The 13462-nt window shown below is 68.3% G+C and carries 16 protein-coding genes; 11 read left to right on the forward strand and 5 right to left on the reverse strand.

The annotated features are described in order from the left end of the window. Nucleotides 1–50: 50 nt before the first annotated feature. Nucleotides 51–359, reverse strand: a complete 309-nt coding sequence (locus ASG48_RS06340) for an EthD family reductase (protein ID WP_055846844.1) — start codon at nt 357–359, stop codon at nt 51–53. 119 nt (nt 360–478) lie between these two features. Beyond that, complete coding sequence (locus tag ASG48_RS06345) at nt 479–1132, reverse strand: TetR family transcriptional regulator C-terminal domain-containing protein (RefSeq protein ID WP_055846848.1); 654 nt, start codon at nt 1130–1132, stop codon at nt 479–481. Nucleotides 1133–1297: 165 nt separating this feature from the next. Here ASG48_RS06345 and ASG48_RS06350 point away from each other — a divergent pair, with 165 nt between their 5' ends. The 5 genes from ASG48_RS06350 to hydA all read left to right on the forward strand — a co-directional run bounded on the left by ASG48_RS06350 (nt 1298) and on the right by hydA (nt 6000). Next, entirely contained in the window at nt 1298–2626 is a 1329-nt protein-coding gene (locus ASG48_RS06350; protein WP_055846850.1) for an aspartate aminotransferase family protein, read from the forward strand. Nucleotides 2627–2688: 62 nt separating this feature from the next. Further along, nucleotides 2689–3936, forward strand: a complete 1248-nt coding sequence (locus ASG48_RS06355; protein ID WP_055846853.1) for a Zn-dependent hydrolase — start codon at nt 2689–2691, stop codon at nt 3934–3936. 43 nt (nt 3937–3979) lie between these two features. Beyond that, nucleotides 3980–4180, forward strand: coding sequence for a hypothetical protein (locus tag ASG48_RS06360; RefSeq protein WP_055846856.1), 201 nt, complete (start codon nt 3980–3982; stop codon nt 4178–4180). Then, a complete protein-coding gene (locus tag ASG48_RS06365) occupies nt 4177–4536 on the forward strand; it encodes a type II toxin-antitoxin system PemK/MazF family toxin (RefSeq protein ID WP_082529281.1) in 360 nt (119 codons plus the stop codon). The genes ASG48_RS06360 and ASG48_RS06365 overlap by 4 nt, the downstream gene beginning before the upstream one ends. Nucleotides 4537–4548: 12 nt before the next feature. Beyond that, nucleotides 4549–6000: a dihydropyrimidinase gene (gene hydA / locus ASG48_RS06370; protein ID WP_055846861.1), complete on the forward strand. Its 1452-nt coding sequence runs from the start codon at nt 4549–4551 to the stop codon at nt 5998–6000. Between the two features lie 26 nt (nt 6001–6026). On the opposite strand, the gene ASG48_RS06375 is transcribed toward hydA, so the two are convergent. Next, on the reverse strand, nt 6027–6443 hold the full coding sequence (locus tag ASG48_RS06375) for a cupin domain-containing protein (protein WP_055846863.1): 417 nt from the start codon (nt 6441–6443) through the stop codon (nt 6027–6029). Nucleotides 6444–6536: 93 nt separating this feature from the next. Between ASG48_RS06375 and ASG48_RS06380 the strand changes: the two genes are divergently transcribed. The 6 genes from ASG48_RS06380 to ASG48_RS06405 all read left to right on the forward strand — a co-directional run bounded on the left by ASG48_RS06380 (nt 6537) and on the right by ASG48_RS06405 (nt 11330). Continuing rightward, entirely contained in the window at nt 6537–7316 is a 780-nt protein-coding gene (locus ASG48_RS06380; RefSeq protein WP_055846867.1) for an ABC transporter ATP-binding protein, read from the forward strand. 39 nt (nt 7317–7355) lie between these two features. Next, nucleotides 7356–8294, forward strand: coding sequence for an ABC transporter permease subunit (locus tag ASG48_RS06385; RefSeq protein ID WP_082529282.1), 939 nt, complete (start codon nt 7356–7358; stop codon nt 8292–8294). Further along, nucleotides 8291–9256 carry an ABC transporter permease gene (locus tag ASG48_RS06390; RefSeq protein ID WP_055846870.1) on the forward strand — a complete coding sequence of 322 codons (966 nt, stop codon included), beginning with the start codon at nt 8291–8293 and terminating at the stop codon, nt 9254–9256. The genes ASG48_RS06385 and ASG48_RS06390 overlap by 4 nt, the downstream gene beginning before the upstream one ends. 22 nt (nt 9257–9278) lie before the next feature. Then, the gene (locus tag ASG48_RS06395; RefSeq protein ID WP_055846873.1) at nt 9279–10274 is read left to right on the forward strand and encodes an ABC transporter substrate-binding protein; all 996 of its coding nucleotides are present in this window, start codon (nt 9279–9281) and stop codon (nt 10272–10274) included. Nucleotides 10275–10419: 145 nt separating this feature from the next. After that, nucleotides 10420–10728 carry a DUF1778 domain-containing protein gene (locus ASG48_RS06400; RefSeq protein WP_055846876.1) on the forward strand — a complete coding sequence of 103 codons (309 nt, stop codon included), beginning with the start codon at nt 10420–10422 and terminating at the stop codon, nt 10726–10728. 2 nt (nt 10729–10730) lie between these two features. Further along, complete coding sequence (locus ASG48_RS06405) at nt 10731–11330, forward strand: GNAT family N-acetyltransferase (RefSeq protein ID WP_055846879.1); 600 nt, start codon at nt 10731–10733, stop codon at nt 11328–11330. On the opposite strand, the gene fliI is transcribed toward ASG48_RS06405, so the two are convergent. Beyond that, nucleotides 11290–12621, reverse strand: a complete 1332-nt coding sequence (gene fliI, locus ASG48_RS18735) for a flagellar protein export ATPase FliI (protein WP_244486783.1) — start codon at nt 12619–12621, stop codon at nt 11290–11292. The two genes, ASG48_RS06405 and fliI, sit on opposite strands and share 41 nt — an antisense overlap. Next, nucleotides 12618–13343: a flagellar basal-body rod protein FlgF gene (flgF, locus tag ASG48_RS18740; RefSeq protein ID WP_055846881.1), complete on the reverse strand. Its 726-nt coding sequence runs from the start codon at nt 13341–13343 to the stop codon at nt 12618–12620. The genes fliI and flgF overlap by 4 nt, the downstream gene beginning before the upstream one ends. Nucleotides 13344–13462: the final 119 nt, after the last annotated feature.

A 13462-nucleotide genomic window follows, 5' to 3' on the forward strand; every position in this document is an offset into this window, starting at 1 on the left:
CGGCCCGTCCGGCCGCCCGTCGGGCCCGCCGGACAGTCTGCCGTGCGCGCTCAGACCTCGCGCGTCTCCGACATCAGGAGTTCCACGCCGCCATCGGCGAAGTTGCCGAGATCGCCCGCGGCCGCCTTGCCTTCGGGCGAGGCGAGGCCCTTCTCGAGATCGGCCAGACTGTCGAAGGTGAGGACGGCGACGAGGTGGTAGGGGCTCGTCCCGTCGGGCGAGACGACCGCGCCCTCGGTGATCTCGTACTGGCGCAGGCCCGGGATCAGGTTGGCCAGCGGAATATGCGTTTCGGCATAGTAGGCGTCGAACGCCGCGGCGTCCTTCGGATGCTTGTAGAGTACGATCAGCTTGGCCATGGGTCCTCCTGCCTGGCGCCGGCGTCAAAGCCGGCGCTCGATGCCCCGCGCGATCATCGGCCGGGCAGGGCGGCGGCGCAATCGCTTTCGCGCGGGCGGGGCGACGGCTGCTCCAACGGTCAGCGCAAGGGCTCGCGCGGCTTCACGCCGTTCAGGATGATCGTCAGCACCGCCTGCGCGCTCTGCTCGCGGAAGCCCTGCCGGTCGACCTGCCCGCCGAGCACGGCCCGCACCTGGAGGTCGAAGTCGGCATAGTGCTGCGTCGTCGCCCAGATGGCGAAGATGAGGTGATAGGGGTCGACGGGCGCGAGGCGGCCCTCCACGACCCAGCGCCGGATGATCGCGGCCTTCTCGTCGACCATGGGCTTGAGCACCGTCGCCAGGAAGCCGCCGATGACGGGCGCGCCGGAGAGGATCTCGTTGGCGAAGAGGCGCGAGGCGGCCGGGCGGGCGGCGGCGTGGGCGAGCTTGCAGGTGATGTAGCGCCGCAGTTCCTCCACCGGGTCGCCCGTGGGATCGATGGCCGCGAAAGGGTCCAGCCATTCGGCGAGCGTGCGTTCGAGGACGGCGGCGTAGATCTCGCGCTTGCGGGGGAAGTAGTAGAGGAGGTTCGGCTTCGACATGCCGGCGCGCGCGGCGATGTCGTCGAGCGTCGAGCCGCGCAAGCCGTTCACCGCGAAGACCTCGAGCGCCGCCTCCAGGATGATCTGGCGGTTCTGCGTCTGGATCCGGGTGGCGCCCGTCTCGCCCGCCGCCTCGACCTTCTGGTCCATCCTCTTGTCCTCTCTCGCGCATCGCTAGGGCGCTCGTCCCGTCGGCGCGGCCTCGTCCCGCGCTTGACCGTCCGGCGAAGTGAAACTAGCGTCGCATTTGACCAATCAGTCAATAATTCACGCGTCCCGGGGCGTCGGCCCAGAACGCTGGCAGGCGAGCGCTCGATGAACACCCAGACGCCGATCAGCCCCAACAATCTCGAAGCCTTCTGGATGCCGTTCTCCGCGAACCGGCAGTTCAAGCAGGCGCCGCGCATGTTCGTGGGCGCGAAGGACATGCACTACGTGACCGCCGAGGGCCGCCAGGTGCTGGACGGGACGGCCGGGCTCTGGTGCGTGAATGCCGGCCATTGCCGCCCGAAGATCACCGAGGCGATCGCCGCCCAGGCCGCCGAGCTCGACTATGCGCCGGCCTTCCAGATGGGCCATCCCAAGGCCTTCGAGCTCGCCTCGCGGCTCGCGGCCCTGGCGCCCACCGGCCTCGACCACGTCTTCTTCACCAATTCCGGCTCCGAATCGGTCGACACCGCGCTGAAGATCGCGCTCGCCTATCAGCGGGTGAAGGGCGAGGGCGCGCGCTTCCGCCTGATCGGGCGCGAGCGCGGCTATCACGGGGTCAATTTCGGCGGCATCTCCGTCGGCGGCATCGTGGGCAACCGCAAGATGTTCGGCACGCTGCTGACCGGCGTCGACCACATGCGCCACACGCACGATCCCGCCCGCAACCCCTATCCGGCGGGCGAGCTGGAGCATGGGGCGGAGCTTGCCGACGACCTCCTGCGCATCGCCACGCTCCACGACCCCTCGACGATCGCGGCGGTCATCGTGGAGCCGGTCTCGGGCTCGACGGGCGTCCTGCCGCCGCCGAAGGGCTATCTCAAGCGCCTTCGCGAGATCTGCGACCAGCACGGCATCCTCCTCATCTTCGACGAGGTCATCACCGGCTACGGACGCATGGGCACGGCGTTCGCCGCCGACTATTTCGGCGTGACGCCCGACATCATGGTGACGGCCAAGGGCCTGACCAACGGCGTCATTCCCATGGGCGCGGTCTTCGTGAAGGACGAGATCTACGAGGCCTTCATGAACGGCCCCGAGCATCTCATCGAGTTCGCCCACGGCTATACCTATTCGGGCAATCCGATCGCCGCCGCGGCGGGCCTCGCGACGCTCGAGACCTACAAGGAGGATGGGCTCTTCGAGCGCGCCAAGGCGCTGGAACCGGTCTGGGCGCAGGCGATCCACTCCCTGAAGGGCACGCGCCACGTCATCGACATCCGCACCATCGGCCTCATCGGCGCGGTGGAGATGGAGCCTTTCCCCGGCCAGCCGACCAAGCGCGCCTTCTCCGCCTTCCTCAAGGCCTACGAGAAGGGCGTGCTCATCCGCACCACCGGCGACATCATCGCGCTCTCGCCGCCGCTGATGGTCTCGGAAGGACAGATCGGCGAGATCGTCGACTGCCTGCGCGAGGTTCTCTCCTCGCTCGACTGAAGAGGGCGTTCGGCCCTTTCCGTCCGCAACGCCTCCCATTCCCGCAGGAGCCTTCGCCGCGCATGAGCCCGACCTCCAATCTCCAGATCGACGCCGACCGCCTTTGGGACAGCCTGGAGGAGATGGCGAAGATCGGGCCGGGCGTGGCCGGCGGCAACAACCGCCAGACGCTGACGGACGCCGACGGCGAGGGGCGCCATCTCTTCAAGCGCTGGTGCGAGGCGGCGGGCGCCACGATGGGGCTGGACACGATGGGCAACATGTTCGCCCGCCGCGAGGGCGCGGACCCGCAGGCGGACCCGGTCTATGTCGGCAGCCATCTCGACACGCAGCCGACGGGCGGCAAGTACGACGGCGTGCTCGGCGTGCTCGGCGGTCTGGAACTCCTGCGCACGCTGAACGACCTCAACATCCGCACGCGCCGCCCGATCGTCGTGGTCAACTGGACCAACGAGGAGGGCACCCGCTTCGCCCCCGCCATGCTGGCCTCCGGCGTCTTCGCCGGCCTCCACGAGGAGGACTGGGCCAAGGCGCGCCGGGACGCCTCCGGCAAGCGCTTCGGCGACGAGCTGAAGCGCATCGGCTGGGAGGGCGAGGAGCCCGTCGGCGCCCGCAAGATCGCGGCCTTCTTCGAGCTGCATATCGAGCAGGGGCCGATCCTGGAGGACGAGGGCATCGATATCGGCGTCGTCACGCACGGGCAGGGGCTCTACTGGCTGGAGGTGACGCTCACCGGCAAGGAGAGCCATACCGGCTCCACCCCGATGTGGAAGCGCCGCAATGCCGGGCTCGGCATGGCGCGGGTGATCGAGCTCGTCCACGAAGTGGCGATGGACTACCAGCCGAACGCGGTCGGCACGGTCGGCCAGATGGACGTCCATCCCAACTCGCGCAACATCATTCCCGGCCGCTGCACCTTCACCATCGACATCCGCTCGCCCGACAAGGCGGTGCTCGACGAGATGCGCGAGCGCATCGAGGACGGCATCGACACGATCGCCGAGGCGCTGGACGTGGACGTCTCGGTGGAGGAGGTCGGCCATTTCGACCCCGTCACCTTCGACGAGACCTGTGTCGCCGCGATCCGCAGGGCGGCCGAGGAGCTCGGCTACTCGCATCGCGACATCGTCTCGGGCGCCGGCCACGACGCCTGCTGGATCAACCGCGTCGCTCCCACCGCCATGGTCATGTGCCCCTGCGTCGACGGCCTGTCGCACAACGAGGCCGAGGCGATCACGAAGGAGTGGGCCGCGGCGGGTGCGAACGTGCTCCTGCGCGCGGTGGTGGAGACGGCGGGGATCGAGGCGTAGGGTCGGGGGCGTTCGAAGTCGATCGCGTCGGAGGAGTTACGAGATGGTCGAGGTCGGGAGTAGGAAAATCGCGGCGGAGCGGCCGAACATCTCCTCCGTCGCGTCGTGGCGCGCGGCGAAGAACGCTCCGCATTATCGCCAGGAGGCCGCACTCCAAGCGCGCAGCGCAGCGATCGCCGACGTCGAGGATCGCGTTCTGGAATGGTGCGCGGGTGTGGCAGCCGAATCCTGGGATGATCTATGACGTTCAGGCGTGGAGACTTCGTGACGGCGACGTTTCCCGGCGATTTGAAGAAGCCTCGGCCGGCCGTCGTCATGCAGGCCGACGAATATAACGATGCGCACCGCACGCTTCTTCTCTGCCCTCTCACGACCTTTCCATCAGAGGCCCGGTTCTTCCGCCCGGTCCTCCATCCTTCGCTACAGAACGGGCTCCAGCATCGGTCCGAAGCGATGATCGACAAGCTCAGTCCGGTTCGCAAGGACGGAATCGGACAACGCATTGGCTCGGCAAGCCACGAGGAACTGCTGCAGCTGGAGCTCGCCTTGATAACGATCACCGGCCTCGATCGATATCTCGTCTTCGATGATCCGAAATAGGGACACGCGACCATGACCATCGTGATCAAGGGCGGCACCGTCGTCACCGCCGATCTCACCTATCGCGCCGATGTCCTGATCGACGGCGGATCGATCGTCGCGGTCGGACCGGACCTGTCGGGCGACGAGGTGGTGGACGCCTCCGGCGCCTATGTCATGCCCGGCGGCATCGACCCGCACACCCATATGGAAATGCCCTTCATGGGCACGTTCTCGGCCGACGACTTCGACACCGGCACGGCGGCGGCGCTGGCCGGCGGCACCACGATGACCGTCGATTTCTGCCTGCCCGATCCCGGCCAGAGCCTTCTCGACGCCCTGCAGGTCTGGCACCAGAAGGCCGGCAAGGCGCGGGCCGACTATTCCTTCCACATGGCGATCACCTGGTGGGGCCGGCAGGTCTTCGAGGAGATGCCGCAGGTCGTGTCGCAGGGCATCAACTCCTTCAAGCATTTCATGGCCTACAAAGGGGCCCTGATGGTGAACGACGACGAGATGTTCGCCTCGTTCCAGCGCTGCGCCGAGATCGGCGCGCTGCCGCTCGTCCATGCCGAGAACGGCGACGTCGTCGCCTCGCTGCAGCAGAAGCTGTTGGCCGAGGGCAATGACGGGCCGGAGGCCCATGCCTATTCGCGTCCGCCGGCCGTCGAAGGCGAGGCGACCAACCGCGCCATCATGATCGCCGACCAGGCGGGCGTGCCGCTCTACGTCGTGCACACGTCCTGCGAGGAGAGCCACGAGGCCATCCGCCGCGCCCGCCAGAAGGGCATGCGCGTCTTCGGCGAACCGCTGATCCAGCATCTGACGCTCGACGAGAGCGAATATTTCAACCGCGACTGGGACCATGCCGCCCGTCGCGTGATGAGCCCGCCCTTCAGGAACAGGCAGCATCAGGATTCGCTCTGGGCGGGCCTTGCCTCCGGCTCGCTGCAGGTGGTTGCGACCGACCATTGCGCCTTCACCACCGCTCAGAAGCGCAACGGGGTCGGCGATTTCACCAAGATTCCCAACGGTACGGGCGGGCTGGAGGACCGGCTCTCCGTCCTGTGGACGAAGGGCGTCGTCACCGGCCGCCTGACGATGAACGAGTTCGTCGCCGTCACCTCGACGAACATCGCCAAGATCCTCAACATGTATCCGAAGAAGGGCGCCGTCCTGCCGGGCGCCGACGCAGACCTGATCGTCTGGGACCCGTCCGCGACCAAGACCATCTCGGCCGCCACGCAGAAGTCGGCGATCGACTACAACGTCTTCGAGGGGATCGAGGTGACGGGCCTGCCGGTCGTCACTTTCTCGCGCGGGGCCATCGCCTATGCGAAGGGCGAGGTGCGCGCCGCCATGGGCGACGGCCGCTTCGTCGCGCGCGCGCCGAACGCGCCGGTGAACAAGGCGCTTTCCACCTGGAAGGATCTCACCGCGCCGCGCAAGGTCGAGCGCACGGGTATTCCGGCGAGCGGAGTTTGACCGTCCGGTCCCTGGGGCGCCGCCCTTCAGATCGTGACGAGCGATTCCAGGTCCGGCCGCAGCACGACGCTCTCCTGTTCGTTCGGATCGGTGCGCGCGATCACGGCGACGCAAGGCTCCGTGCCGCTGTTGTAGGGCAGGTGGGGCACGCCGGCCGGGATGTAGAAGAGGTCGCCCGCCCGCGTCACCGCGTGGTGCTCCAGCCGCTCCCCGTAATAGGTCTGCGCGACGCCGCTCACGACGTAGATCGCGGTCTCGTGGCTCTCGTGGAGATGGGCCTTGGCGCGGCCGCCGGGTGGAATGGTCAGGAGATGCATGCAGATGCCGCTTGAACCCGCGCTCTCGGCCGAGATGCCGGCGCGATACGTGAAGCCCTGCCGGCCATCGTATGTCTCCTCGGGCCGGATCAACGTGCAGCGGCCCGCGCTTGCTCTCTCCGACATCGTATGTCCTCCTTCCTCGGCATCGTTTCCCGCCCTGCAGTCTAGCATTCTCTCCCATGGCCGAAATCGGCCTTTGCGAAGCGCAACGTTCCGATGAGCGATACGGTCATCGAGGCCCGCGGCCTCGACCTCGTCTTTCCCACCGCCGACACGCCGGTGCATGCGCTCAAGGACGTCGATCTGACGGTGCGCCAGGGCGAGTTCGTCTCCTTCATCGGGCCGTCCGGCTGCGGGAAGACGACGCTCCTGCGCGTCATCGCCGACCTGGAGCAGCCGACCGGCGGCACGATCCTCGTCAACGGCATGACGCCGGACGCGGCCCGGCGGGCGCGCGCCTACGGCTACGTGTTCCAGGCCGCCGCGCTCTATCCCTGGCGCACGATCGAGAAGAACGTCGCCCTGCCGCTCGAGATCATGGGCTTCGACAAGGCCGAGCGCCGCCGCCGCGTGGAGGCCGGGCTCGAACTCGTGGGCCTTGCCGGGTTCGGCCGCAAGTTTCCCTGGCAGCTCTCCGGCGGCATGCAGCAGCGCGCTTCCATCGCCCGCGCGCTCGCCTTCGACCCGCAGCTTCTCCTGATGGACGAGCCCTTCGGCGCCCTCGACGAGATCGTTCGCGACAGGCTCAACGAAGAGCTGCTGAGGCTATGGGCCAAGACGCGGAAGACCGTGATCTTCGTCACCCATTCCATCCCCGAGGCGGTGTTCCTCTCGACGCGCATCGTCGTCATGAGCCCGCGTCCCGGGCGCATTCACGAGATCATCGACTGCGACCTCGGCGCCGAGCGCCCGCTCGAAATCCGCGAGACGCCGCGCTTCCTCGAGATCGCCCACCGCGTGCGCGAGGGGCTGAGGCTGGGGCACGGCTATGATTGAGACGGCGCCTTGCCCTGCGCCTGTCCGGGAGGCAATGCGATGAGCGCGGCGGCACGCGTCGAACCCGGGCCGGTCCGACGGCAAGGCCGGGCGACGCGACGGCGGCGTGTTCTGGAGGGCCGGACCCTTCCCGTCCTGACGATCCTCTCCCTCATCGCGCTCCTCTGGTATCTCGCCGCCATTCCGATGAACTGGCAGACCGAGACCGCCAAGCTCGACCGCGCCGGCGTGCCCTACGGCCTGACAGAGACCGTCGCCGCGACCTGGAGCGCGGAGCGGCCGGTTCTGCCGGTGCCGCACCAGATCCTGCAGGAAGTGTGGAAGACCGTGTTCGAGGTGCGGCCGACCTCGCCGCGCAGCCTCGTCCACCATGCGCAGGTGACGCTTTCCTCCACCCTTCTGGGCTTCGCCCTCGGCACGGGGCTCGGCATCCTCCTCGCCGTCGCGATCGTCCATTCGACCGTGCTCGACAAGAGCCTGATGCCCTGGATCGTCACCAGCCAGACCATCCCGATCCTTGCCGTCGCGCCGATGATCATCGTCGTCCTCAACGCCGTCGGCGTCACCGGCCTCCTGCCGAAGGCGGCGATCTCCACCTATCTCTCGTTCTTTCCCGTCACGGTCGGCATGGTGAAGGGGCTGAGGTCGCCCGATGCGATGCATCTCGACCTCATGCGCTCATACGATGCCAGTCCGCCCCAGACGCTTCTCCTCCTGCGCTGGCCGGCCGCGGTGCCCTTCCTCTTCGCCTCGATGAAGGTCGCGGTGGCCGCCGCCCTCGTCGGGGCGATCGTCGGCGAGTTGCCGACGGGGGCGGTGGCCGGGCTCGGCGCGCGGCTTCTGGCGGGCTCCTATTACGGGCAGACGATCCAGATCTGGTCGGCGCTCGCGGTCGCCTCGCTCATCGCGGGCGGCCTCGTCGCCCTCGTTTCGCTGGCGGAACGCGTCGTGCTCGAGAGAATGGGGGCGCGGCGATGAACACGGGTCGCGCGCTCCTCAGGCAGGGGCTCCTCCTTCCCGCCGTCCTCACGGGTCTTGCCGCCTTCATGCTCGTCGCCTCGCTGCGCTCGGGCGCGACGGGGGCGGGGTTCTGGCTTCTCGCCGTCGCCTTCTGGCTCGTTTCCTGGCAGCTGACGGCGCGGCTCTCGGCGCTGAAACTGCCTGACGCCGGGCGCCAGAAGCTCGCCGATCTCGCGGTGCCCGTCCTTTTCGGTCTGACGATCCTTCTCCTGTGGGAAGTGATCGTGCGGGGGCTGCAGGTGCCCTCCGTCCTCCTGCCGCCGCCCTCCGCCATCGGGGCGCGGCTCGCGACCTCCGGGTCGATCCTCTGGGCCGACTTCCGCCAGACGGTGCTGAAGGCCGTCCTGGCCGGCTACGTGCTCGGCTGCGGCACGGGTTTCCTCGCGGCGATCCTCATCGACCGCTCGCCCTTCCTGCAGCGCGGCCTCCTGCCCATCGGCAATTTCGTCTCGGCGCTGCCGATCATCGGCGTCGCGCCCATCATGGTCATGTGGTTCGGCTTCGACTGGCAATCCAAGGCCGCCGTCGTCGTGGTGATGACCTTCTTCCCGATGCTGGTGAACACGGTGGCGGGCCTGTCGGCCGCCGGCGCGATGGAGCGCGACCTCATGCGCACCTATGCCGGCTCCTACGGGCAGACGCTGGTCAAGCTGCGCCTGCCGACGGCCATGCCCTTCGTCTTCAACGCCCTGAAGATCAACTCGACGCTGGCGCTCGTCGGTGCCATCGTCGCGGAGTTCTTCGGCACGCCCATCGTCGGCATGGGCTTCCGCATCTCGGCCGAGATCGGTCGGATGAACACCGACATGGTCTGGGCGGAGATCGCGGTGGCCGCGCTCACCGGCTCTCTCGCCTACGCCGCCCTTGCCGCGCTCGAGCGGTCCGTGACCTTCTGGCATCCCTCCTATCGCGCGCGATAGGCCTCATCCCAAGGAGACAGGCATGAAGCAGTTCCTCCTCTCGGCCACCGCCCTCGCGCTGACCGCCTTCGCCGCCCCGGCCTCCGCCGCCGACGCCCTGACGCTGCAGCTGAAATGGGTCACGCAGGGCCAGTTCGCCGGCTACTACGTCGCCAAGGAGAAGGGCTATTACGACGAGGCCGGTCTCGACGTGACGATCAAGCCCGGCGGGCCGGACATCGCGCCCGAACAGGTGATCGCGGGCGGCGGCGCCGACGTCATCGTCGACTGGATGCCCGCCGCCCTCGCCGCGCGCGAGAAGGGCCTGCCCCTCGTCAACATCGCCCAGCCGTTCAAGAAGTCCGGCATGGAACTGACCTGCCGCAAGGACACCGGCATCGCCGCCCCGCAGGATTTCAAGGGCAAGACGCTCGGCGTCTGGTTCTCGGGCAACGAGTATCCCTTCCTGTCCTGGATGTCGAAGCTGAAGCTGCCGACCGAGGGCGGCGCGGAGGGCGTCACCGTCATCAAGCAGGGCTTCAACGTCGATCCGCTCATCCAGAAGCAGGCCGACTGCATCTCGACCATGACCTACAACGAGTACTGGCAGGTGATCGACGCCGGCATTCCGGCCGAGGAACTCACCGTCTTCAAATACGAGGACCAGGGCGTGGCGACGCTGGAGGACGGGCTCTACGTGCTGGAGCCGAGCCTGAAGGACGCGGCGATGGTCGACAAGCTCGCCCGGTTCGTCAAGGCGTCGATGAAGGGCTGGGCCTATGCCGCCGAGAACCCGGACGAGGCGGCCGGGATCGTGCTCGACAACGACACGACGGGCGCCCAGACCGAGGAGCACCAGAAACGCATGGTCGGCGAGATCGTCAAGCTCGTCGACGGCTCCGACGGCACGCTCGACACGGCCTCGGCCGAGAACACCGTCGCCGTCCTGATGGGCGGTGGCTCGGACCCCGTCATCACCCGGAAGCCCGAAGGCGCCTGGACCAGCGCGGTCACCGACAAGGCCAAGACGCTGAACTGAGACGTCTCGGCGGCCAGGGGCGAGAGACGGAGAGCGCCGCCGGGGCACCGGCGGCGTTTTTCGTTCGTGCCTGCGATGTGATCATGGGGTGTTGGCATGTACGGCGATCGGGCGTACATCTGGAGCTCAGCGACAGGTGGGCAGGATGACCGATTTCCAACCAGATCCGAACCAGGCGGACGAGAAGAACAGCGTGCGGATGAACTTCCGCACCAAGCCGCATATAAAGCGAGCGATCCAGCAGGCGGCGGCACTGAGTGGGCTGGACGATTCCGCCTTCACGATAAATGCCGCCTACAGATCCGCGGTCGAGACGATCGCGGCGCATGAGCAGACCGTGCTGTCGGCCGTCGATCACGCCGCCTTCTTCGAAGCATTGGCCAGGCCCGCCGCGCCGACCGCGAGATTGCGCGCGGCGTTCGAACGACACAGGGCGGGTCCGGCTGCCAAGTGAAAATGGCCGCTGACCGTCGATCCTCCGTCATCGAGCCCCTAGACAGCGAGCGCCACGATCGCGCCGGTTTTTCCAGCGGGGTCGATGCCGTCGACAACTTCTTCCGATCGACGGCCGGCAAGCTCTCCCGAGCTGACAATCTGCGCGTCTTTGTCCTGTGCGAGGGCGAGAGGGTGATCGGCTTCCATGCGCTGAATGCGCATTCGGTCGCCTATGCGGACCTGCCGGCGAAATACGCCCGCACGCGGCCGAGCCATGGCGACATTCCGGCGGGATTCATCGCGATGATCGGCGTCGATCGTCGTTTCCAGGGGCGCGGATTCGGTGGCGACCTGCTCGTCGATGCCCTTGAACGGATGGCCCGTGCCGCGCACGATATCGGCTTGGCCGTCGTTCTCCTGGACATTCTCGATTGCGGCGATGCGCGGGCGGTGGAGCGGCGTAGGGCGCTCTACGAGTCCTTTGGGTTCCGGTCGCTTCCTTCCCGACCGAACCGGCTCTTTCTGCCGATCGCCACAGTTCGCTCCCCTGCTCGACGGAACGCCTCGCTGACCCGTCGCCTCACGCCGCCGGCGTCATCGCCAGTTTCAGCTTGGCGCTGATCTCGTCGAAGGGCTTGCGGCTCGGTGCGTCGGAGGGGCCCTGCACCAGCGCGTCGTAGACATGCGGCACGAGCTGGACGGCCTGGTCGAGCGTCGGGTCGGCGCCCTTCTGGTAGCCGCCGAGAAGGCGCAGGTCGCGCGTGTCCTCGAAGCGGGCGACCATGGCGCGAAGGCGCGTGACGAGCTCGCGCTCGGTCGGCGCCCAGGAGAGTTCGGCAAGGCGCGAGAGGGATTTCAGGACGTCGATCGCGGGAAAGCGGCCCTGTTCGGCGATCGAGCGGTCGAGCACGATATGGCCGTCGAGCGTGCCGCGGATGGCGTCGGCGATCGGCTCGTTGTGGTCGTCGCCGTCGACGAGAACGGCGAAGAGGCCGGTGATCGTGCCGGCGCCCTCGGCGCCCGGTCCGGCGCGTTCCAGAAGGCGCGGGAGTTCGGAAAAGACGCTCGGCGGATAGCCTCTGGCCACCGGCGGCTCGCCGGCGGCGAGCGCCACGTCGCGCGCGGCATGGGCGAGGCGGGTCACGCTGTCCACGATGAGAAGCACGTCGTCGCCCTGGTCGCGGAAGAACTCGGCGATGGCCATCGCCGTCTTGGGCGCCAGGCGCCGCATCATCGGGCTCTCGTCGCCGGTCGCCACCACGGTGACGCAGCGTTCCAGATTGCCGCCCATCGTCTCCTCGAGGAACTCGCGCACCTCGCGGCCGCGCTCGCCGACCAGCGCGCAGACCACCGTGTCGAACCCCTTGGATTTCGCGAGCATGCCCATCAGCGTCGACTTGCCGACGCCCGAGCCCGCGAAGATGCCCATGCGCTGGCCCTTGATGAGGGGCGTGAAGATGTCGATCGCGCGCACCTCGGTCGCCACCTTCTCGCGCACCCGGGCGCGCGTCATGGCATTGTCGGGCGAGGCGTCGGCGGTGAAGGCGCGCGGGCCCTCCTCGAGGGGCCCGAGCCCGTCGCGCGGATGGCCGAACGCGTCGACCGTGCGCCCTTTCCAGGAACTCGCCGGCGAGACGGAAAGGGGGCCGATGCGCCAGGCCACGTCGCGCACCCCGCTCTGGAAGCGCACCGCGAAGGGCTTCACGGTCGCCGCCGTCTCGTCGATGCGAACGACCTCGCCGAGCTCCTCGCCCGCCGGACCCTTGGCCACGACGCAGTCGCCGAGGCGCAGGAAGGGCGAAAGCCCCGCCACGCGGAAGGCCTGCGCGGACACGTCGATGATATGGCCGCAGATGCGGATCCGCGGCCCTTCCAGCGCAGAGAGGACGGGCGAGGCGTTCGGCAGCGTCACGACTTGGAGCCCAGAACCTCGACGGCCCGGTCGAGCGACTGCTCGGACTGGGTGAGGAAGTTGGCGGCGCTCTCGAAGGCGCGCTGCACTTCGATGAGCCGCGTCATTTCCAGGATCGGGTTGACGTTGGAGCCTTCCACGAAGCCCTGCATCACCTGCACGTCGGTGAACTCGACGATCGGGATCGCGGCGCGGTCGGGAACGACGGCCGAGGGGCCGGCGCGCGTGAGGTCGGCGCCCGCCGGCATCTCGAAGAGGCCGACGGCCCCGATCTGGCGGCCGTTCTGCGTGATCATGCCGTCGCGCGCCACGGTGATGGGCCCGGCGGTCGGGTCCACCTGCAGGGGGGCGTTGCCGACGTCGAGGATCGGGTCGCCCGAGACCGAGCGCAGCGTGCCTTCGGCGTCCATCTGCATGCGCCCGTCGCGGGTGTAGACCGTGCCCTTCGGCCCCTGCACGGCGAAGAAGCCGTTGCCGGAGACGGCGAGGTCGAAACCGTTGCCGGTCTGCGTCATCTCTCCGGCCCGCGTCGAGATGTACTGCTCGCCCTTGGAGACGAAGGCCACGGGCTGGGCGTCGGCGCGCGACAGATAGGTCTCGAACTTCACCTCCTCGGCGCGGAACCCGACGGTGCGGGCGTTCGCGATGTTGTTGGCGATCGTCTCGAGGCGTTTCTCGGTGGCGAGCTGCGCGGAAAGCGCGACCGGAAGGGAGGTCTGCATCGGAAGGTCTGGTTCCCTGCGGGCGGCGCCGTGCCCTGAAGGGCAGGACGCGCCGAGCCATCGGTGATCGTCCGGGCGGAAGGCGGCGGCCGCCGGGCGGCCGTTCGTGCGGGGACTCC

Source organism: Aurantimonas sp. Leaf443 (assembly GCF_001425575.1).
Taxonomy (GTDB): domain Bacteria; phylum Pseudomonadota; class Alphaproteobacteria; order Rhizobiales; family Rhizobiaceae; genus Leaf443.